The 19,079-nt window shown below is 66.9% G+C and carries 19 protein-coding genes and 1 pseudogene; 11 read left to right on the top strand and 9 right to left on the bottom strand.

Going from position 1 to position 19,079, the window contains the following annotated elements; translation table 11 throughout:
- Positions 1 to 64 precede the first annotated feature (64 nt).
- Entirely contained in the window at positions 65 to 1,282 is a 1,218-nt protein-coding gene (metK, locus tag ASF00_RS02145; protein ID WP_055873469.1) for a methionine adenosyltransferase, read from the bottom strand.
- Positions 1,283 to 1,353: 71 nt separating this feature from the next.
- Entirely contained in the window at positions 1,354 to 2,913 is a 1,560-nt protein-coding gene (gene lnt / locus ASF00_RS02140; RefSeq protein ID WP_055873466.1) for an apolipoprotein N-acyltransferase, read from the bottom strand.
- Between the two features lie 280 nt (positions 2,914 to 3,193).
- Between lnt and ASF00_RS02135 the strand changes: the two genes are divergently transcribed.
- Together ASF00_RS02135 and ASF00_RS02130 are read left to right on the top strand one after the other, a co-directional pair.
- On the top strand, positions 3,194 to 3,613 hold the full coding sequence (locus ASF00_RS02135; RefSeq protein ID WP_055873463.1) for a VOC family protein: 420 nt from the start codon (positions 3,194 to 3,196) through the stop codon (positions 3,611 to 3,613).
- Between the two features lie 11 nt (positions 3,614 to 3,624).
- The gene (locus tag ASF00_RS02130) at positions 3,625 to 3,927 is read left to right on the top strand and encodes a polyhydroxyalkanoic acid system family protein (protein WP_055873460.1); all 303 of its coding nucleotides are present in this window, start codon (positions 3,625 to 3,627) and stop codon (positions 3,925 to 3,927) included.
- A 2-nt stretch (positions 3,928 to 3,929) separates the two neighbouring features.
- Here ASF00_RS02130 and ASF00_RS02125 read toward each other — a convergent pair whose 3' ends face one another.
- Genes ASF00_RS02125 through ASF00_RS02115 form a run of 3 tightly spaced genes read right to left on the bottom strand, consistent with a single transcriptional unit; the run spans position 3,930 to position 6,687 of the window.
- Positions 3,930 to 4,457: a biliverdin-producing heme oxygenase gene (locus tag ASF00_RS02125; protein WP_235525557.1), complete on the bottom strand. Its 528-nt coding sequence runs from the start codon at positions 4,455 to 4,457 to the stop codon at positions 3,930 to 3,932.
- Entirely contained in the window at positions 4,448 to 4,636 is a 189-nt protein-coding gene (locus tag ASF00_RS02120) for a YbdD/YjiX family protein (protein ID WP_055873457.1), read from the bottom strand. The genes ASF00_RS02125 and ASF00_RS02120 overlap by 10 nt, the downstream gene beginning before the upstream one ends.
- Positions 4,633 to 6,687, bottom strand: coding sequence for a carbon starvation CstA family protein (locus ASF00_RS02115; protein ID WP_055873454.1), 2,055 nt, complete (start codon positions 6,685 to 6,687; stop codon positions 4,633 to 4,635). The genes ASF00_RS02120 and ASF00_RS02115 overlap by 4 nt, the downstream gene beginning before the upstream one ends.
- A gap of 182 nt (positions 6,688 to 6,869) precedes the next feature.
- Between ASF00_RS02115 and ASF00_RS02110 the strand changes: the two genes are divergently transcribed.
- The 5 genes and pseudogenes from ASF00_RS02110 to ASF00_RS02090 all read left to right on the top strand — a co-directional run bounded on the left by ASF00_RS02110 (position 6,870) and on the right by ASF00_RS02090 (position 10,658).
- On the top strand, positions 6,870 to 7,406 hold the full coding sequence (locus tag ASF00_RS02110; RefSeq protein ID WP_055875244.1) for a glycoside hydrolase family 108 protein: 537 nt from the start codon (positions 6,870 to 6,872) through the stop codon (positions 7,404 to 7,406).
- Between the two features lie 92 nt (positions 7,407 to 7,498).
- A pseudogene (locus tag ASF00_RS02105) lies at positions 7,499 to 7,726 on the top strand (3TM-type holin); the annotation flags it as partial.
- A 201-nt stretch (positions 7,727 to 7,927) separates the two neighbouring features.
- Positions 7,928 to 8,470 (top strand): ATP-dependent protease subunit HslV, encoded by a 543-nt coding sequence (gene hslV, locus ASF00_RS02100; protein ID WP_055875241.1) that lies wholly within the window; start codon positions 7,928 to 7,930, stop codon positions 8,468 to 8,470.
- Positions 8,471 to 8,589: 119 nt separating this feature from the next.
- Positions 8,590 to 9,885: an ATP-dependent protease ATPase subunit HslU gene (gene hslU / locus ASF00_RS02095; protein ID WP_055873449.1), complete on the top strand. Its 1,296-nt coding sequence runs from the start codon at positions 8,590 to 8,592 to the stop codon at positions 9,883 to 9,885.
- 107 nt (positions 9,886 to 9,992) lie between these two features.
- Positions 9,993 to 10,658, top strand: a complete 666-nt coding sequence (locus ASF00_RS02090) for a nitroreductase (protein ID WP_055873446.1) — start codon at positions 9,993 to 9,995, stop codon at positions 10,656 to 10,658.
- 202 nt (positions 10,659 to 10,860) lie between these two features.
- On the opposite strand, the gene ASF00_RS02085 is transcribed toward ASF00_RS02090, so the two are convergent.
- The 4 genes from ASF00_RS02085 to ASF00_RS02070 all read right to left on the bottom strand — a co-directional run bounded on the left by ASF00_RS02085 (position 10,861) and on the right by ASF00_RS02070 (position 13,969).
- On the bottom strand, positions 10,861 to 11,127 hold the full coding sequence (locus ASF00_RS02085; protein ID WP_055873443.1) for a hypothetical protein: 267 nt from the start codon (positions 11,125 to 11,127) through the stop codon (positions 10,861 to 10,863).
- A 54-nt stretch (positions 11,128 to 11,181) separates the two neighbouring features.
- A complete protein-coding gene (locus ASF00_RS02080) occupies positions 11,182 to 12,606 on the bottom strand; it encodes a DEAD/DEAH box helicase (protein WP_055873441.1) in 1,425 nt (474 codons plus the stop codon).
- Between the two features lie 215 nt (positions 12,607 to 12,821).
- On the bottom strand, positions 12,822 to 13,538 hold the full coding sequence (locus tag ASF00_RS02075) for a Crp/Fnr family transcriptional regulator (RefSeq protein WP_235525554.1): 717 nt from the start codon (positions 13,536 to 13,538) through the stop codon (positions 12,822 to 12,824).
- 188 nt (positions 13,539 to 13,726) lie between these two features.
- On the bottom strand, positions 13,727 to 13,969 hold the full coding sequence (locus ASF00_RS02070) for a DUF6894 family protein (protein WP_055873435.1): 243 nt from the start codon (positions 13,967 to 13,969) through the stop codon (positions 13,727 to 13,729).
- A gap of 175 nt (positions 13,970 to 14,144) precedes the next feature.
- Here ASF00_RS02070 and ASF00_RS02065 point away from each other — a divergent pair, with 175 nt between their 5' ends.
- The 4 genes from ASF00_RS02065 to ASF00_RS02050 all read left to right on the top strand — a co-directional run bounded on the left by ASF00_RS02065 (position 14,145) and on the right by ASF00_RS02050 (position 19,044).
- Positions 14,145 to 15,164, top strand: coding sequence for a fumarylacetoacetate hydrolase family protein (locus ASF00_RS02065; RefSeq protein WP_055873434.1), 1,020 nt, complete (start codon positions 14,145 to 14,147; stop codon positions 15,162 to 15,164).
- Between the two features lie 138 nt (positions 15,165 to 15,302).
- Positions 15,303 to 16,592, top strand: a complete 1,290-nt coding sequence (locus ASF00_RS02060) for a thiamine pyrophosphate-dependent enzyme (RefSeq protein WP_055875238.1) — start codon at positions 15,303 to 15,305, stop codon at positions 16,590 to 16,592.
- Between the two features lie 59 nt (positions 16,593 to 16,651).
- Entirely contained in the window at positions 16,652 to 17,659 is a 1,008-nt protein-coding gene (locus tag ASF00_RS02055) for an alpha-ketoacid dehydrogenase subunit beta (protein WP_055875235.1), read from the top strand.
- Positions 17,659 to 19,044, top strand: a complete 1,386-nt coding sequence (locus ASF00_RS02050; protein ID WP_055873431.1) for a dihydrolipoamide acetyltransferase family protein — start codon at positions 17,659 to 17,661, stop codon at positions 19,042 to 19,044. The genes ASF00_RS02055 and ASF00_RS02050 overlap by 1 nt, the downstream gene beginning before the upstream one ends.
- Positions 19,045 to 19,079: the final 35 nt, after the last annotated feature.

Genomic DNA, 19,079 nt, shown 5'->3' with positions numbered 1-19,079 from the left:
CGATGGTTCGGACGAGGCTCCTTACGTCTGCGATCCTCCCCCTTGCGGAGGAGGATGACGGCGATCAGGCGACGGCGGCCTTCAGCGCGTCGACCAGGTCGGTCTTTTCCCAGGTGAACGTGTCACCCTCGGGATCGCGACCGAAATGGCCATAGGCCGCGGTCTTCTTGTAGATCGGGGCGTTGAGCTTGAGGTGCTCGCGGATGCCCTTCGGCGTCAGGCGAACGAGTTTCGGCAGGACCGCCTCGAGCTTGGATTCTTCCACGGTACCGGTGCCATGCGTGTCGACATAGACCGACAGCGGCTCGGCGATGCCGATCGCGTAGCTCAGCTGGATCGTGCAGCGACGGGCGAGCCCGGCAGCGACGACGTTCTTCGCCAGATAGCGTGCGACATAGGCGGCCGAGCGATCGACCTTCGTCGGATCCTTGCCCGAGAACGCGCCGCCGCCGTGGGGGGCTGCGCCGCCGTACGTGTCGACGATGATCTTGCGACCGGTGACGCCTGCGTCGCCATCGGGGCCACCGATCTCGAACTGGCCGGTCGGGTTGATGTAGATCGCGGTCGCATCGGTGATGAAGCCGTCGGGCAGCACGTCCTTGAACACGCCCATGACATAGTCACGCAGCACCGCGTACTTGGCCGGATCGGCGTTGTCGCCCTTCTCGCAATAGCCCGGCGCATGCTGCGTCGAGACGACGAGCGCGGTCGCGCCGACCGGCACTTCGTTCTCGTACGACAGCGTCACCTGGCTCTTGGCGTCGGGCTCGAGGAACGGCGCGGCGCCCGAATGGCGGTCTTCAGCCATCCTGGCGAGGATCTTGTGGCTGTAATACAGCGTCGCGGGCATCAGGCCCGGGGTCTCGTCGGTGGCGTAACCGAACATGATGCCCTGATCGCCGGCACCCTCGTCCTTGTTGCCGCTCTCGTCGACGCCCATCGCGATGTGCGCGGACTGGCCGTGGAGGTTGTTCTCGAAGCGGAACGTCTCCCAGTGGAAGCCGGTCTGTGCGTAGCCGATTTCCTTGACGGTGTTGCGGACCGCCGCCTCGATCTCTTCCAGCACGCCATCGGCCCACTGGTCGTTCTCGTAGATGCCCTTGCCGCGGATCTCGCCGGCGAGGACGACGAGCTGCGTGGTCGTCAGCGTCTCGCAGGCGATGCGTGCCTGCGGATCCTTGGCGAGGAACAGGTCGACGATCGTGTCGCTGATCTGGTCGGCGACCTTGTCGGGATGGCCTTCGGAGACCGACTCGGAGGTGAAGAGAAAGGACTTGCGCATGAAACCTCTTCGCAAAGGCTCGCCGGTAGAGGGCCGGGGAGCGACATATAAGGAAAGCTTTATATGTCCTTCTAGCGCTGGCGGCGGCGCAGGGCAACTCCGGTTGCGAGCATGATCGCGGCAACGATCGCCGCCATCGCATTCCCCACGCGCGAGAACAGCGTCGGGGGGAGCGCGGACGGCATCGGCTGCTCGATCGCGCCCGCAGTCTCGTGCGGGATGGTTGCGACAAGGTGGCCATCGGCGGCGATGATCGCCGAAATGCCCGTCGGCGTGGCGCGCAGGATCGGCAGCCCTTCCTCGATCGCGCGCATCCTTGCCTGGGCGAGGTGCTGTGGCGGGCCCCATTTGCCGAACCAGGCGTCGTTGGACGGGTTGAACAGGATGCGCGGGCGGTGCGCGCGGTCGACGACCTCGCCCGAGAAGATGATCTCGTAGCAGATCTGCATCCCGATCGCGCCGAAGCCGGGCAGCGTCAGGTTCGCCGGGCCCTTGCCCGAGGTGAAGTCGATGTCGCCGGGGACGAGCCGCGCGAGCCCGAGTGGCTTCAGCAGCCACGGCATCGGGAGGTATTCGCCATACGGCACGAGATGCGCCTTGTCGTACCGCCCGCGCAACCGCGCCTGCGCGTCGAGCGCGAACACCGAATTAGCGGCACCGGATATCTGATCCTTGGCGTTGAATTCCAGCGCGGTGCCGCCGATCAGCAATATGTCCTGCGGCCCCAGCAGCCGCGCCATGCGGCGGCGCAGGTAGAGCGGGCTCGACCAGCCATAGGCATAGAACGGATATCCGTCCTCGACATAGTCGCGCACCACCCCCTCGGGCCAGACGACGAGGCGCGGCGGCGCGTCGACCCCGCGATCATCGGCGCCGGAAAGCTTTTCGAGCGCGGAGAGGACGCGTTCGCCGTCGGTTTCGCTGCGGTCTTCCTGGCCGATGTCGGGCTGGACCACGCGCACCAGCGGCGTGCCGGGGGCCGGCGGCGGCGCATCGGTCCACAGCGCGGACAACGCGGCGAGGCCCAGCGCAGGGAGGACGATCGCGGGCAGCATCCAGCGGCGCAGCGCGAGCAACGCCAGCGCCCCCGCCGCCATCACGGTCACGCCCGACAGCGCATAGGTGCCGATCCACGCCGACAGCCGCGCGACGCCGATCACGGGCAGCCAGACGATGCTCAAGGGATCCCAGGCATAGCCGGTGAACAGCGTCGCGCGCAGCCATTCGGTGGCGATCCACGCGGCGGCGAAGACCAGCACATAGGTCGCGTCCGGCGTGCCGGGTCGCCGCGCGATCCGCCATGCCAGCGCGCCCGCCAGCATCGGGAACACCGCAAGGTACAGCGCGAGCCCGACCGCGGCGAAATAGCCGAGCACCGGCGGCATCGCGTCCTGAAAGTCGAACGCGTGCTGGAACCAGTTGTTGTTCACGGTGAAATGCCCGAGCCCGAACAGCCAGCCACGCCAGAGCGCGCCCCGCAACGTCGGCGCGCGGTGGACGAGCGTCATCCACAGCGCGAACGCGACCAGCGTCAGCGGCCAGAGGTCGAGCGGAGCGAACCCCGTCGCGGCGAGCGCGCCGAGGATGAGGCAGGCGAGGGCTGGGTAGGCGGGGGCGGAAAAACGGGTCACGCGGGCGCTATGACGTGGCGGGGGGGAGCGGGCAATATCTTAGCCGGGATCGGACGATCGCCCGCCACCTTGCACCACCCCGGCGGAGGCCGGGGCCCAATCGGAGAGGTCGCAGTAACGAAGCGCAGCCCGGAGTTTGCGCCGCTCCCCAATTGGGCCCCGGCCTCCGCCGGGGTGGTATGAAGGGGACGCGGTTATCCGCCTAAAGCCTGCCTCCCCGCGAAAGGCGCATTACCGCAAAAGCGTGACGAACCCGCGTTCCCGACCTATCGTCGCCCTCATGACCCTGCGCCCCTTCCACCTCGCCTTCCCGGTCCACGACCTCGACGCGGCCCGCACCTTCTACGGCCGCACGCTCGGCTGTCCGGAAGGGCGCTCGAGCGACCACTGGATCGACTTCGACCTGTTCGGCCACCAGATCGTCGCGCATCTCGATCCTGCCGCCAAGCCCGTCGCGGTCGCCAACGCGGTCGATGGCCATGCCGTCCCCGTTCCGCATTTCGGCGTCGTCCTGACGATGGACGACTGGACCGCGTTGTCCGAACGCGTCACCGCCGCCGGCGTCGCGTTCGGGATCGCGCCCTATATCCGCTTCAAGGGCCAGCCCGGCGAGCAGGCGACGATGTTCTTTTGCGACCCCTCGGGCAACGCGCTCGAGTTCAAGGCGTTCGCCCACGACGACATGCTCTTCGCCAGTTAAGGATCAGAATTATGGCCACGCCCGTCACCGTCGACATCCCCCACACGCTCGGCAAGGCCGCAGTCCGCGCCCGGCTCGATGGCGGAATCGACAAGATCAGCGCGAGCATCCCCGGCGGCTCGGTGACCGATCACCGCTGGGAGGGCGACACGCTGCATTTCACCGCCAAGGCGATGGGCCAGACGATCGCCAGCGCGGTCACGGTCTATGAAACCAACGTCCATGCGGTGGTCGACCTGCCCGGGATCCTCGGGCTCTTCGCCAGCAAGATCCAGGAGTATATCGGCAAGGAAGCGCCCAAGCTCCTGCGCTGAGCTCAAGCCGAAGGCGCGCGTCCGTAGAGATCGAACGCCGCCTTCGCCCCGGCGATCGCTGCCGCGATCCACGCGTCGTCGGCAGATTGCGCATCGATGGCCGCGAGCAATTCGCGCCACTCGCCGGGCAGGTGCTTTGCACCGAGATAGGCCGATGGCATCCCCGCCGGGACGGTGCGCGACAGCATGATGCCGCCCAGCCGCGAGCCCTCGACCACATACATCGCGCCCCATCCAGCGGCGGCGCTGCGCAGGGGATCGAACGTCATCGGCGCGGGCATCGCCTCGCCGAGCGCCGTCAGATCGGCCGCGAGCAGGTCCGCCCGATCCCGAAACGCGGGCAGGCCCGAAATGCGCCGCAGCCACGCCTCGACCGCCGGCAGCGCCCTGGCATGCGCGATCAGGAACGCGCGATACTCGCGCGGATCGGTCAGGTCGTACCGCCCGAACCCCGCATCGACCGCATCGTGATCGCTCGCCGTCGCCGCCCGCAGCCGGGCGACATTGGTGCCCGACCTGGTCAACAGCACCGCCCCCCGCCCTTGCTCCCGTACCGCGCCTCCTGCCGATCGCGGAAGAACGTACGTTCGTCCATCGGCGGGTGATCGGGGTGCCGCTCCGCCATGTGCTGGCGGTAGGCGGCATAAGACGGCACGCCGACCATCAGCAGCGCAGTCTCACGCGCCTTGGCATAGAAGGCGCGGATCATTTCGCGGCCACCAGCTGTGGCGGCACTTCGGTCACCGTCGGCCGGTCGATCTTCAGCGCCGCGAGGCAGGTGCGGATCCCGAAGACCACGATCGACAGCACCACCGCCAGGAACAGCGCGCACAGCCCCGCGTCGATCCGGTCGTTGAAGATGATCCGCTGCATCTCCGCCATCGTCTTGGCGGGCGCGAGCAGCTCGCCGCGCGCCGCCGCGTCGGAGAACTTGGCCGCATGCGCGAGGAAGCCGACCTTCGGATCGCTCGCGAACAGCTTCATCAGCCCGGCAGTGATCGTGCACAGGCACAGCCACGCGGCGGGCAGAATCGTCACCCACGCGTAACGCTGGCGCTTCATCCGGAACAGCACGACGGTGGCGAGCACCAGCGCGACCGCGGCGAGCATCTGGTTCGAGATCCCGAACAGCGGCCACAGCGTGTTCACCCCGCCGAGCGGATCGGTGACGCCCTGGTACAGGAAGAAACCCCAGGCGGTGACGCACAGCGCGGTCGCGATCAGCCCCGGCACGATCGCCGATGCATTGCGGAACGATGGCACCGCAAGGCCGATCAGGTCCTGCAGCATGAATCGCCCCGCGCGCGTGCCGGCATCGACCGCGGTCAGGATGAACAGCGCCTCGAACAGGATCGCGAAGTGATACCAGAACGCCTTCATCGCCTGCCCGCCGACCAGGTGGCTGAAGATCTCCGACATCGCCACCGCGAGCGTCGGTGCGCCGCCCGTCCGCGAGACGATCGTCGTTTCACCGACGTCCTTGGCGGTCTGCGCGAGCAGCTCGGGCGTGATCGGGAAGCCCATCGCGGTCACCGCGCTCGCCGCCGAGGCGAAGTCGGGGCCGACCACGGCTGCCGGGCTGTTCATCGCGAAATAGACACCGGGATCGAGGATCGACGCGCCGACCAGCGCCATGATCGCGACGAAGCTCTCCATCAGCATCGCGCCATAACCGATGAACTGCGCGTCGCCTTCGCTGGCGATCAGTTTCGGCGTGGTGCCGCTGGCGATCAGCGCGTGGAAGCCCGAGACGGCGCCGCACGCGATCGTGATGAACAGGAACGGGAACAGCCCGCCCGACCAGACCGGGCCGCTGCCGTCGATGAACGGGGTGAGCGCCGGCATCCGCAGCGGTGGGGCGACGACCGCGATGCCGATCGCCAGCGCGACGATCGCGCCGATCTTGAGGAAGGTCGACAGATAGTCGCGCGGCGCCAGCAGCAACCACACCGGCAGGACGGAGGCGACCGCACCATAGCCGACCATCAGCACGCACAGCTGCACCGGGGTCAACGTGAACAGCGGCGCGAGCGTCGGCGAGGCGGCGACGGTGCCGCCATAGACGATCGCGGCGAGCAGCCCGATGACGCCCAGCACGGAGACCTCGCCGACCTTACCCGGCCGGATCCACCGCGTGTAGATCCCCATCAGGAACGCCAGCGGGATCGTCGCGGCCACCGTGAACAGCCCCCATGGGCTGCCCGCGAGCGCGCGCACCACGATCAGCGCGAGCACGGCGAGGATGATGACCATGATCGCGAACGCGCCGACCAGCGCGATCACGCCGGGGATCGCGCCCATCTCCATGCGGATCAGCTCACCGAGCGATCGCCCGTCGCGGCGCATCGAGATGAACAGGATCATGAAATCCTGCACCGCACCCGCCAGCACGACGCCGGCGAGGATCCAGAGCGTCCCCGGGAGATAGCCCATCTGCGCGGCAAGCACCGGTCCAACCAGCGGCCCTGCGCCGGCGATGGCGGCGAAATGGTGGCCGAACAGGACGTTGCGGTCGGTCGCGACATAGTCGAGCCCGTCGGCACGGCGAAGCGCCGGGGTCTTGCGCGACGGATCGAGCTGCATGACGTGCCGCGCGATATAGCGCGCGTAGAAACGGTATGCGATCAGCTGCACCGAGACCGCGGCGGTGACGATCCACAACGCGTTGACAGGCTCGCCACGCTGGAATGCGACCACGGCCAACGCGCAGGCGCCGAGCAAGGCAAGCGCGCCCCAACCGATCTTCTCGCGTAGTGTCATTGCGTTCGCCCTCCCGTGCGGTCCGTCCGTGCGACATCGCGTATTCGGCGACCGAGCGCTAGCCCCGATCCCTTGCGTGGCATCGCTCTTGCCCGCGCGCGAGAAGGCGGGTCGGAAAATCCCTGTCCTACAACGAACCTATATGGTTCTCTGTGTGCGCTCAACAGCGCGGGATCATGCTCATGACAATCGACTTCCTCATCGACGCCGTCATCGACCGCGAAGGCGGCTACGCCAACCACGCCGCAGACCGCGGCGGCCCCACCTGCTACGGCATCACGCAGGTCGTCGCCCGCGCCAACGGCTATGTCGGAGCCATGCGCGCCTTTTCCCGCGCGCAAGCCGAAGCGATCTATCGACGTCTCTACTGGACCCGCCCCGGCTTCGACCAGATCGCCGCGCGCGCGCCCAGGATAGCCGAGGAACTCTTCGATACCGGCGTCAATATGGGGCCGGCGGTCGCCGCCACCTTCCTCCAGCGCGCGCTCAACGCGCTCAACCGCGGCGCCACCGACTATCCCGACATGATCCTCGACGGTCGCATCGGCCCAGAGACACGCACCGCGCTCGACGCGTTCCTCGCGCGTCGCAAACCCGGCGGCGAAACCGTGCTGCTGAAGGCGATCGAGGCGCTGCAGGGCGAACGCTATGTCGCGCTCGCCGAGACGCGTCCCGCCAACGAGGCCTTCCTCTATGGCTGGCTCGCCAACCGTATTTGACCTGGGCGGAGACGCGCGCAGCGTGTGAACTTTGTGAACTTCACTTTTGCCGGAGACGCCCGATGACCCCGCAACCCCTTGATCCAGCACAAGATCCCTGGATCACCCGCGCCCGCCCGACCTTTCTCTACGTGATGTACACGCTGCTGCTCGGCGCGATCCCGGCCGGCCTGATCGCCGCGGTCCGCCCGCAGACCGCGCAGGCGATCGCCGCGGGCATGGCGGCCTATCTCAACGCGATCCCCGAACCGCTCTACGCGCTCTTCGGCACGGGCTATCTCGGCTACACGCTGGCGCGCGAATGGGGGAAGGGGCGCTAACCCCGCCTCCCGCCCCGCGTAATTCCCGCGCAGGCGGGAACCCATACTGGCTGACCTCGGCGGCGACGCGACATGGTCGCCAGTCTGGATCCCCGCCTGCGCGGGAATGACGAAGGATGAGGCGGGGGAAGAGACGGGCCGGGGCGTTGCACCCCCGAAACCGCACCCTACATCGCTGGCATGAGCAACGACCCCCACGCCATGCCGACCTGGCACGGCACCACCATCCTCTCGGTCCGCCGCGGCGGCAAGGTCGTCGTGATCGGCGATGGCCAGGTCTCGATGGGCCAGACCGTCATGAAACCCAATGCGCGCAAAGTCCGCCGGCTCGGCGACGGCTCGGTCATCGGCGGGTTCGCCGGCGCGACCGCGGACGCCTTCACGTTGTTCGAACGCCTCGAACGCAAGCTGGAGGCGCATCAGGGCCAGCTCCTGCGCGCCGCGGTCGAGCTCGCCAAGGACTGGCGCACCGACAAGTTCCTGCGCAACCTCGAGGCGATGATGATCGTCGCCGACAAGGACGTGACGCTGATCCTGACGGGCAATGGCGACGTGCTCGAACCCGAAAACGGCGTCGCCGCGATCGGCTCGGGCGGCAACTACGCGCTCGCCGCCGCCCGCGCGCTGGTCGAGTACGAGACCGACGCGGAAGTCCTGTGCCGCAAGGCGATGCACATCGCGTCCGAACTCTGCGTCTACACCAACGACCGCCTCACGGTGGAAACGATGGACTCGACCTCGTAATTCCCCTCCCGCTTGCGGGAGGGGTCAGGGGAGGGGCCGACATACACCCCACCGACGCCTTCCGTTGCGGCCACGCCCTCCCCCGACCCCTCCCGAGCGGGAGGGGAGAAGGTAAAAAAATGAACGACCAGCTCACCCCCAAGGCAATCGTCGCCGCGCTCGACGCCCACATCATCGGCCAAGCCGCCGCCAAGCGCGCGGTCGCCGTCGCGATGCGCAACCGCTGGCGCCGCCAGCAACTTAGCGAGGACCTGCGCGACGAGGTCACGCCCAAGAACATCCTGATGATCGGACCGACCGGCTGCGGCAAGACCGAGATCAGCCGCCGCCTCGCCAAACTCGCCGACGCACCGTTCGTTAAGGTCGAGGCGACCAAGTTCACCGAGGTCGGCTATGTCGGCCGCGACGTCGAGCAGATCGCGCGCGACCTCGTCGAGGAAGCCATCCGCCTCGAAAAGGAACGCCGCCGCGTCGCGGTCAAGGACAAGGCCGAGGAGGCGGCGATGGGTCGCCTGCTCGACGCGCTGGTCGGCAAGGATTCGAGCACCGCGACGCGCGAAAGCTTCAAGCAGCGCTTTCTCGACGGCCATCTGAACAGTGCCGAGGTCGAGATCGAGGTCGAGCAGGCGCCGACCACGCCGTTCGAGATCCCCGGCGGCGCACCGCAGATGATCAACCTCGGCGAGATGATGAAGTCGTTCGGCGGCGGTCAGCAGTTGAAGCGCCGCAAGCTCACCGTCCACGCGGCGTGGGACAAGCTCGTCGAGGAAGAGGCCGACAAGCGGCTCGACCAGGACGAGGTCAGCCGCGCGGCGCTCGCCGATGCGGAGGCCAACGGCATCGTCTTCCTCGACGAGATCGACAAGATTGCGGTCGCCGATGGCCGGGGCGGTTCGATTAGCCGCGAGGGCGTCCAGCGCGACCTGCTGCCGTTGATCGAGGGCACGACCGTCGCCACCAAATACGGGCCGATGAAGACCGACCACATCCTCTTCATCGCGAGTGGCGCGTTCCACGTCGCGAAACCGAGCGACCTGCTCCCCGAATTGCAGGGCCGCCTGCCGATCCGCGTCGAATTGAAGGGCCTCACCGAGGCCGATTTCGTTGCGATCCTGTCTGACACCAAGGCGTCGCTACCGCTCCAGTACAAGGCGCTGATCGCTACCGAGGGCGTCGGCATCGAGTTCACCGAAGACGGCATCGCCGCGATCGCACGCATCGCCGCCGAGGTGAATGCGGAGATCGAGAATATCGGCGCGCGTCGCCTGCAGACGGTAATGGAAAAGCTGCTGGAGGAAGTGAGTTACAACGCCGAGGATCGCGGCGGCTCGAATCTGGTCATCGACGGCGCCTATGTCGACAGCCAGCTGAAGGAGATCGCGCGCAACACCGACCTAAGCCGCTTCGTGCTGTAATCTGGATACCTTCCGTTCGTGCTGAGCGAAGTCGAAGCACATGGGTCAAAGGCCCTTCGACTCCGCTCAGGGCGAACGGGTGCGGGGATGTCATCAGGGAGACCAAAATGGACGTGTCCGAAGCCATCGCCGCGCGCCGCTCCGTCCGAGGCTTTCTCGACACCCCCGTCGACCCGACCCTCCTCCACGAATTCGCGGTAAAGGCGTCCCGCGCCGCGACCGGCGGCAACCTCCAGCCCTGGCACATCGCAATCGTCCAGGGCGACGCAATGACCCGCCTCGCGGCGATCATGGCCGAAAAGCTCGCCACCGGCGTCACCGAAACCCCCGCCTACGACATCTACCCGAAAGACCTGACCGCCCCCTACCGCGACCGCCGCTTCGCGGTCGGCGAAGCGATGTACGCGCAGCTCGGCATCCCGCGCGAAGACAAGTCCGCGCGCCGAGACTGGTTCGCGCGCAACTTCGCCTTCTTCTGCGCGCCCGCGGCCTATTTCTGCACCGTCGACCGGCGGATGGGCCCACCGCAATGGTCCGATCTCGGCATGTACCTGCAAAACCTGATGCTGCTCGCGGTCGACGCCGGCCTCGCCACCTGCGCGCAGGAATGCTGGGCGATGTACCCGGACACGCTCGGCGCGTTCCTCAATATCCCCGAAGACCGCATGCTCTTCTGCGGCATGGCGATCGGCTACGAGGACAAGTCGGCTCCCGCCAATGCCCTGCGCACCGATCGCGCGGCAGAGGCGGAGTGGTTGACGACGATCCGCTGATCCCTGCGGTTATCCCACAATAAAGCACCACCCCGGCGAAGGCCGGGGCCCAATTGGGGGACCGGCATAACCGGACGCGCACTCAGTCAAAAGCGTGTGCCAATTGGGCCCCGGCCTTCGCCGGGGTGGTGCATATGCCGGATTGTTCACCCGCGAAGGCAGGTGCCCAGACTGGGTCCCCGCCTTCGCGGGGAAACAAGATTTAAAGGATGACTGTCCGAGGCCTGGCGCCCTTGATCCCCGCAAGGATCATCGCCTCCCACACCGCCGGGTCACCCGCCGCGGCCATCGCCCGGTCGGGTTCGCGCAGCGTGCGCAGCACCGCGAGCGCGTCGGGAAGATAGTCCGCCCAGGCCGAATCGATCAGCTGCGACGCGGATTCGGCATCGCCGCCCGCATTCGCGCTGATCCGCTGGCCGGCCAGCACGCGCGCGATGCGCTCGGCGACCGGGGTAGTGGAAACGTCCATGAGCATTCTCCTCGCGGGCCGGTCTTACACCAAACCCGCGAGGCGATCGAATGCTTAGCGCGCGGAGCTCGGACCCGCGCCGCGACCCGCACCACGGCCGCCGCCGCCAGCCGGACGACCACCGCCACCCTGACCACCCGGACGACCACCGCCCTGCGGACGACCGCCGCCGCCGCCGCCCTGGCCGCCACGGCTGGCACCCGCATAGTTGCGCCCGGTGCTGCCGCCGGTTGCGCGCGGCGCATGAGTCGCACGCGGACGCGCCGGATCGCGCGGACGGTCGATCCGGACCTCGGGGTCCGCCCCCATCGTCTTCACGCGCGTCTGCTTGATCTGGTTCGACAGGTTGACGAAATCGTCCGGCAGCGCGCGGACCGTCACCTTCTGACGCGTGATCCGCTCGATGTCGCGCAGATACGCCTTCTCGTCATCCGCGCAGAACGCGACGGCGATGCCGCTGGCGCCCGCACGCGCGGTGCGGCCGATGCGGTGGACATATTGCTCGGCGACGTTGGGCAGCTCGAAGTTGATGACATGGCTGACGCCCGAGACGTCGATGCCGCGTGCGGCGATGTCGGTCGCGATCAGGACCTTGACCTTGCCCTGCTTGAACTCGCCGAGCGCCCGCTCGCGCTGGCCCTGGCTCTTGTTGCCGTGGATCGCGTTCGAGGCGATGCCGTTGCCCGCGAGCAGCTTCACGACGCGGTCGGCGCCATGCTTGGTGCGCGTGAACACGAGCGCACGGTCGATCGCCGGATCACCCAGCGTGATCGTCAGCAGCGCCTGCTTTTCCGACTGGTTGCAGAAGGTGACATACTGGTCGACGCGCTCGGCGGTCGTCGCGGCGGGCTTCACCGACACGGTCTTCGGGTCGAGCAGGAACTGCGAGGCGAGATCGCGGATCGCGACCGGCATCGTCGCCGAGAAGAACAGCGTCTGGCGCTTCTTCGGCAGCATGCGGACGATCTTCTTCAGCGCGTGGATGAAGCCCAAGTCCATCATCTGGTCGGCTTCGTCGAGCACGAGGATCTCGATCATCGACAGGTTGCAGAAGCCCTGCTCGATCAGGTCGATCAGGCGGCCCGGCGTGGCGACGAGGATGTCGACGCCGCGGCTGAGATCCTGGCGGTTCTTGTTGATGCTGGTGCCGCCGAACACGGTGGTCACCGACATCTTGCTGAACTGGCCGTAAGCGCGCGCGCTGTCGGCGATCTGGCTGGCGAGTTCGCGCGTCGGCGCGAGCACCAGCATGCGGCAATGCGTCGGCAGGACGCGCTTCTGGTTTTCGGTCAGCCGCTGGATCGAGGGGAGCACGAACGCGGCGGTCTTGCCGGTGCCGGTCTGCGCGATGCCGAGCAGATCGCCGCCCTCGAGCAGGATCGGGATCGACTGCGCCTGGATCGGCGTCGGCTCGGTATAGCCCTTGGCTTCGAGCGCACGGACGAGCGGCTCGGCAAGGCCGAGGTTTGCAAATGACATGAATGGTCTCTCAATAGATGCCGGGCTCGCGAATCCACGAAGCGGACGCACGAGTGGCGGTGGTGTTTTGACACCCCGCGTGAAAAGGGAAGCCCGTTGGAAACGACCGAGGCGGAGCTAAGACCGTAAAGGTCCAATCACGCTGCATTACGCCTCGATAGCGGCCATCTGGCGTATCGGGCGCGAAAAGTCAACCTGCGCGGCGGTGGTCGGCCTCAGAGCCGCGTCTGTTTGAGGTGGAGATAGCGTTCGTTGAACTCGGCGGCATCGCGCAGGCCGGGCCAGTCGATCACACTGACCAGGCGCTTTTCCCGCGCGATGAACCCGGCCGCCTCCAGCGACTTCAGCACGCGATTGACGTGGACCGGAGTCAACCCGAGCGCATCGCCGAGCTGTTCCTGCGTCATCGGCAATTCATACGCCATGTCCGCGTCTGCCGATGTCCGGAACCGCACCGAAAACTCGCACAGCAGATGCGCGAGCCGCGATCGCGCATTGCGTCGCCCGATGTTCAACAGCCACTCGCGGTGAATCGACGACTCGATCAGTGCATCGATCCACAGCGCATGCCCCGCGACCGGGCAGTTTGCGATCAGCCCGTGCAGCGCGCTGATCGGAATTTCAGCGAATGTAAGCCTCGTCAGCGCCTGGATGTCGTGATCCGATTCCTCGAGGAACAGGTTCTGCAGATCGACGAACTCGCCCGGCATCACGATCGACACGATCTCGCGTTCGCCGTTCGGCGTCAGCTTCTGGCGATAGGCCAGGCCTTCGAGAATGAACGCGCATCGTGTCGGATGCTGGCCTTCGCGCAGCATATAGGTCGATGGGTCGATCGTCCGGAGCTTGAACGGCAGCGCTGAGACACAGGCGCGATCGTCCGCACTCATCGCCACGCGCGATGCGAACTTTCGAATCAACTGATCACTCACGGTGGAGATATCCACGTGCACGCTCCGCATCCCGGGCAGGAGCATCCCCTCGCTGTCACCGAGCGCACGGTAGCGCTTTAAGGAGGACTCGGCCTTATCCCAGGATTGAGCGCGCCGACAAAACCTATGTTATTTACGCGGATTATGCGCAACCGCTCGCGCATGTTGCACGCTTTGTTGCCCGCGCGTCAGGGCGTGCGATCGGCGGGAACGCTGGTCGTTACCGCGACATTGAGCAGAATTGTCCCCAGATGGTCGCGGACGGCGATATCGAGACGGCCGCCATCGCGGACGAGTCCGGGGTTTTCGCGCAGGTAATCGCCCGCGAAGATCACCGCTTGGACGCGCGCGTCGTCGGTCCCGGCAAGCTCGGTCCCCTCCTCGTCGACATAGTGCTCTCGGTTGTCGATATCGAAGAAGTATCTGGGCATGCTGGATATCCTCGATGCGGGGCATATCGAGCATACTGCCAAGCGGAACGTGCCGCTCTCACAAAAATCAGGTCCGGGGGCGTTCCGGAACAACCGGGCGCGCGGGCGATGTGCGCGCTCGACTTGCGCCGGGGCAAAGGCGTAGGAGTCGGAAAACACGAAGAGGATCCGCTCCATGAAACTGGCCAGCCTGAAGAATCCCGACGCCACCCGAGGACGAGACGGCACGCTCGTCGTCGTCTCGAACGATCTCGCCTGGTACGCCGACGCGCGCCATATCGCGCCGACGTTGCAGGCCGCGCTCGACGACTGGGACCGGGTGTCGGTCGATCTCAAGAACCTGTCGACCGATCTCGAGCACGAGATGATTCCGATGCGGCGCTTCCACGAGCATGATGCCGAGTCGCCGTTGCCGCGTGCCTATCAATGGGCCGACGGGTCGGCGTACGTGAACCACGTCGCGCTGGTGCGACAGGCGCGTGCGGCGGAGATGCCCGACAGTTTCTGGCACGATCCGTTGATGTATCAGGGCGGTTCCGACGGGTTCCTGGGACCACGCGATCCGATCCCGCTCGGCGACGAAGCGTGGGGTTGCGACATGGAAGGCGAGGTCGTCGTCGTCACCGGCGACGTGCCGATGGGCGCGTCGCGTGACGAGGCACTGGCCGCGATCCTGCTCGTCGGCCTCACCAACGACGTCTCGTTGCGCAACCTGATTCCGGGCGAACTCGGCAAGGGCTTCGGCTTCTTCCAGTCCAAGCCTGCCAGCGCGTTCTCGCCCGTCTTCGTCACGCCCGATTCGCTTGGCGACTGGTGGCAGGGCGGCAAGCTGCACCGGAAACTGATGGTCGATCTCAATGGCGTCCCGCTCGGTCGCGCCGAGGCCGGCGAGGACATGACGTTCGATTTCGGCACGTTGGTCGCGCACGCCGCCAAGACGCGCAAGCTCGGGGCGGGGACGATCGTCGGGTCGGGGACCGTGTCGAACCGGGGGCCCGATGGCGGCCCCGGCAAGTCGATCGCGGAGGGCGGCGTCGGCTATTCCTGCCTCGCAGAAGTCCGTACGATCGAGACGATCACCGGCGGCAAGCCGGTCACGCCGTTCCTCAAAAAGGGCGACGTCGTCCGCATTTGGGCGGAAGACGACAAACGCCACCCGATCTTCGGCGTGATCGAGCAGACCGTCGGCGGCTGACTCCAGCGCGGGGGAGAAAAAATCCGCGCGGCACATCGTGAATGCGCAACTCCCCCTCGCAATCTGCGTTGAAATTTAATAACAAGCCTCGGTAAGAGTGTTCCGCGGTCACAGCGGCCTCATGGAGATGGAATGACGATGGCAAGCGAGCATCCGCGCGCCAATTTGCAGCCGCTCACGCTGCATATCCCGGAGCCCAAGTTCCGCCCCGGCGACGCGGTGGACTTCGCCGAAGTCGACGTGCCGCCCGCGGGCGAAGCACGCCGCCCCGACACCGCGGACAAGGCGTCCGACTTCACCGATCTCGCCTACACGCTGGTCCGCGTCCTCGACGACGACGGCAATGCGGTCGGCCCCTGGGATCCCAAGCTATCGCCCGACGTGCTGCGCCGGATGCTGCGCAGCATGGCGCTGCTCCGCGCGTTCGACGAACGCATGTTCCGCGCGCAGCGCCAGGGCAAGACCAGCTTCTACATGAAGGCGCTGGGCGAGGAGGCGGTCGCGGTCGCGGCGGCCTATGCGCTCGATTACGAGGACATGTGCTTCCCCTCGTACCGCCAGCAGGGGCTGTTGATCGCACGGGGCTGGAGCCTCGTCGACATGATGAACCAGATCTATTCGAACACCGCGGACAGGCTGGGCGGCAAGCAGCTGCCGATCATGTATTCGGTCAAGGAAGCCGGCTTCTTCTCGATCTCGGGCAACCTCACGACGCAATATCCGCAAGCCGTGGGCTGGGCGATGGCATCGGCGGCCAAGGGCGACACGCGGATCGCCGCGACCTGGTGCGGCGAAGGCTCGACCGCCGAGGGCGATTTCCACTCGGCGTGCACCTTTGCCGCGGTCTACCGCGCGCCGGTGATCTTCAACGTCGTCAACAACCAGTGGGCGATCTCCAGCTTCTCCGGGTTCGCGGGCGCCGAGGCGACGACCTTTGCGGCGCGCGCGGTCGGCTACGGCATCGCCGGGCTTCGGGTCGATGGGAACGACGCGCTCGCGGTGTACGCCGCGACGCAATGGGCCGCCGAGCGCGCGCGGACCAACCAGGGCCCGACGCTGATCGAGCATTTCACCTACCGCGCGGAAGGCCATTCGACCTCCGACGATCCGGGCCAGTATCGCAGCGAAGGCGAGCCCAATGCCTGGCCGCTCGGCGATCCGATCAAGCGTCTCAAGGATCACCTGATCGCGATCGGCGAATGGGACGATGAACGCCACGCCGCGCAGGACAAGGAGCTCGCCGAGCAGGTCAAGGCCGCGCAGAAGGAGGCCGAGAAGAACGGCATCCTCGGCCATGGCCTGCACCAGCCGCTCGAATCGCTGTTCGACGGCGTGTTCGAGGAACTGCCCTGGCATCTGAAGGAGCAGCGTCAGCAGATGCTTGATGAGGAATCCGCATCGGGCCGCCCCTGGGATCGCAAGGCATGAGCGACATGATCGAAACACCCGTCTCGGACGCGTCGGATACCGGCGGCGAAACCACTCGCATGAACATGATCCAGGCGATCAACTCCGCCATGGACATCATGATGGAGCGCGATCCCGACGTGATCGTGATGGGCGAGGATGTCGGCTATTTCGGCGGCGTGTTCCGCGCGACCGCGGGGCTTCAGGTCAAGCACGGCAAGACGCGCGTGTTCGATACGCCGATCACCGAATGCGGGATCATCGGCGTCGCGGTCGGCATGGGCGCCTACGGCCTGCGCCCGGTCCCCGAGATCCAGTTCGCCGATTACATCTACCCCGCGCTCGACCAGCTCGTGTCCGAGGCGGCACGGCTGCGCTATCGCTCGGCGGGCGAGTTCACCTCGCCGATCACGGTGCGCTCCCCCTTCGGCGGCGGCATCTTCGGCGGGCAGACGCACAGCCAGTCGCCCGAAGGTCTGTTCACGCACATGTCGGGGATCAAGACGGTGATTCCGTCGACGCCCTACGACGCCAAGGGCCTGCTGATCGCCGCGATCGAGGACAACGACCCGACGCTCTTCTTCGAGCCCAAGCGCATCTATAACGGTCCGTTCGACGGCTATTGGGATCGCCCGTCGCAGAACTGGTCGAAGCATCCGGCCGGCGAAGTGCCGACCGGATACTACAAGATCGAGCTCGGCAAGGCGAAGATCGTCCGCGAGGGGCAGGCGCTGACGATCCTCGCTTATGGCACGATGGTGCACGTCTGCACCGCGGTCGTCGCCGAAGCCGGCATCGACGCCGAGATCGTCGATCTGCGCACGCTCGTGCCGCTCGATATCGAGACGATCGAGGCGTCGGTGAAGAAGACCGGGCGCTGCATGATCGTCCACGAGGCGACACGCACCAGCGGGTTCGGCGCGGAGCTGTCGGCGATCGTCCAGGAACGCTGTTTCTACCATCTCGAGGCGCCGATCGAGCGCGTGACCGGGTTCGACACGCCGTACCCGCACAGCCTCGAATGGGCCTATTTCCCGGGGCCGGTCCGCATCGGCGAAGCCCTCAAGAAGATCATGAAGGACGCATAATGGCCCGCTTCACCTTCAAGCTGCCCGACATCGGCGAAGGCATCTCCGAGGCCGAGATCGTCGCCTGGCACGTCGCCATCGGCGACCGCGTCGAGGAAGATTCGCCGATCGCCGACATGATGACCGACAAGGCCACCGTCGAGATGGAGTCGCCCGTGACCGGCGTCGTCGTCGAACTCGCGGGCGAGGTCGGCGACCAGGTGTCGATCGGCGCTGCGCTGGTCGTGATCGAGACCGATGCGGTGGAAACCGGGGACGAAGTGGTCGCCGCGCCCTTGACGTCGGCGCAGGCCGAAACCGCAGAGCAGTACGAAGCCGAGAATCCCGGCGTCGAAGAAATCCTCCCCGAAATGGGGAGGGGGACCGCCAGCGGAGCTGGTGGTGGAGGGGGCGTGCCCCAAACGCCCGCGCCGGCGAAGGCCGCCCCGCTCGTGAAAGCCCCCCTCGTGGAAGCCCCCCTCGTGGAAGCCCCCCTCCACCATCCTGCGGATGGCCCCCCTCCCCGTGCCGGGGAGGACCTGAAAACCCACGCGCTCGCATCCCCCGCGGTCCGCGCCCGCGCGCGTGATCTCGGCATCGATCTCGCCTCGGTGAAGACCGACGCCGACCGCGTCCGCCACGCCGATCTCGACGCCTACCTCCGCTACGGATCGGGCGAGGGCTATCACCCACCACGCGCATCGCGCGCCCGCGAAGACCAGCCGATCAAGGTCATCGGCATGCGTCGCCGCATCGCCGAGAACATGGCCGCGTCGAAGCGCGCGATCCCGCACTTCACCTATGTCGACGAGATCGACGTCACCGCCTTGGAAGCGATGCGCGCCGACCTCAACGCCAACCGCGGCGGCCGCCCCAAGCTCACGATGCTGCCGCTGATGATCGTCGCGATCTGCAAGACGATCCCCGACTTCCCGATGCTCAACGCGCGCTATGACGACGAGGCGGGCGTGGTGACTCGCCACGGCAGCATCCACCTCGGCATGGCCGCGCAGACCGACGCAGGGCTCACGGTCCCCGTGATCCGCGACGCGCAGGACCGCAACGTCTGGCAGCTCGCGACCGAGATCACGCGCCTCGCCGAAGCCGCGCGCGCCGGCAAGCTCGCCCCCAGCGAGATGGGCGGCGGCACGATCACCGTCACCTCGCTCGGCCCGCTCGGCGGCATCGCGACGACCCCGGTCATCAACCGCCCCGAAGTCGCGATCATCGGCCCCAACAAGATCGTCGAACGCCCCGTGTTCAAGGGTGACGAGATCGTCCGCGCCAAGCTGATGAACCTGTCGATCAGCTGCGATCACCGCGTCGTCGACGGCTGGGATGCGGCCAGCTTCGTCCAGGGCCTGAAGAAGTACCTGGAAACCCCCGTCCTGCTGTTCGCAGACTGAGACGCGGGGGAAGCGCACGCACCGCGCTGCGCTGA

Origin of the sequence: Sphingomonas sp. Leaf34, from assembly GCF_001421805.1 — a bacterium.
Classification (GTDB): Bacteria; Pseudomonadota; Alphaproteobacteria; order Sphingomonadales; family Sphingomonadaceae; genus Sphingomonas.
The sequence above is the reverse complement of the archived record's forward strand: the minus strand, read 5'-3'. Positions and strand labels throughout refer to the sequence as shown.

What these genes read in the sequence shown, in the direction of transcription:
- ASF00_RS02120 (WP_055873457.1), bottom strand. Translation starts at nt 4,636, where the DNA reads ATGATCCGCGCCTTCTATGCCAAGGCGCGTGAGACTGCGCTGCTGATG.
- ASF00_RS02115 (WP_055873454.1), bottom strand. Translation starts at nt 6,687, where the DNA reads ATGACACTACGCGAGAAGATCGGTTGGGGCGCGCTTGCCTTGCTCGGC.
- ASF00_RS02070 (WP_055873435.1), bottom strand. Translation starts at nt 13,969, where the DNA reads ATGCCCAGATACTTCTTCGATATCGACAACCGAGAGCACTATGTCGAC.
- metK (WP_055873469.1), bottom strand. Translation starts at nt 1,282, where the DNA reads ATGCGCAAGTCCTTTCTCTTCACCTCCGAGTCGGTCTCCGAAGGCCAT.
- ASF00_RS02050 (WP_055873431.1), top strand. Translation starts at nt 17,659, where the DNA reads ATGGCCCGCTTCACCTTCAAGCTGCCCGACATCGGCGAAGGCATCTCC.
- ASF00_RS02055 (WP_055875235.1), top strand. Translation starts at nt 16,652, where the DNA reads ATGAACATGATCCAGGCGATCAACTCCGCCATGGACATCATGATGGAG.
- ASF00_RS02090 (WP_055873446.1), top strand. Translation starts at nt 9,993, where the DNA reads ATGGACGTGTCCGAAGCCATCGCCGCGCGCCGCTCCGTCCGAGGCTTT.
- ASF00_RS02085 (WP_055873443.1), bottom strand. Translation starts at nt 11,127, where the DNA reads ATGGACGTTTCCACTACCCCGGTCGCCGAGCGCATCGCGCGCGTGCTG.
- ASF00_RS02130 (WP_055873460.1), top strand. Translation starts at nt 3,625, where the DNA reads ATGGCCACGCCCGTCACCGTCGACATCCCCCACACGCTCGGCAAGGCC.
- hslU (WP_055873449.1), top strand. Translation starts at nt 8,590, where the DNA reads ATGAACGACCAGCTCACCCCCAAGGCAATCGTCGCCGCGCTCGACGCC.
- ASF00_RS02065 (WP_055873434.1), top strand. Translation starts at nt 14,145, where the DNA reads ATGAAACTGGCCAGCCTGAAGAATCCCGACGCCACCCGAGGACGAGAC.
- ASF00_RS02080 (WP_055873441.1), bottom strand. Translation starts at nt 12,606, where the DNA reads ATGTCATTTGCAAACCTCGGCCTTGCCGAGCCGCTCGTCCGTGCGCTC.
- hslV (WP_055875241.1), top strand. Translation starts at nt 7,928, where the DNA reads ATGCCGACCTGGCACGGCACCACCATCCTCTCGGTCCGCCGCGGCGGC.
- ASF00_RS02110 (WP_055875244.1), top strand. Translation starts at nt 6,870, where the DNA reads ATGACAATCGACTTCCTCATCGACGCCGTCATCGACCGCGAAGGCGGC.
- ASF00_RS02135 (WP_055873463.1), top strand. Translation starts at nt 3,194, where the DNA reads ATGACCCTGCGCCCCTTCCACCTCGCCTTCCCGGTCCACGACCTCGAC.
- ASF00_RS02060 (WP_055875238.1), top strand. Translation starts at nt 15,303, where the DNA reads ATGGCAAGCGAGCATCCGCGCGCCAATTTGCAGCCGCTCACGCTGCAT.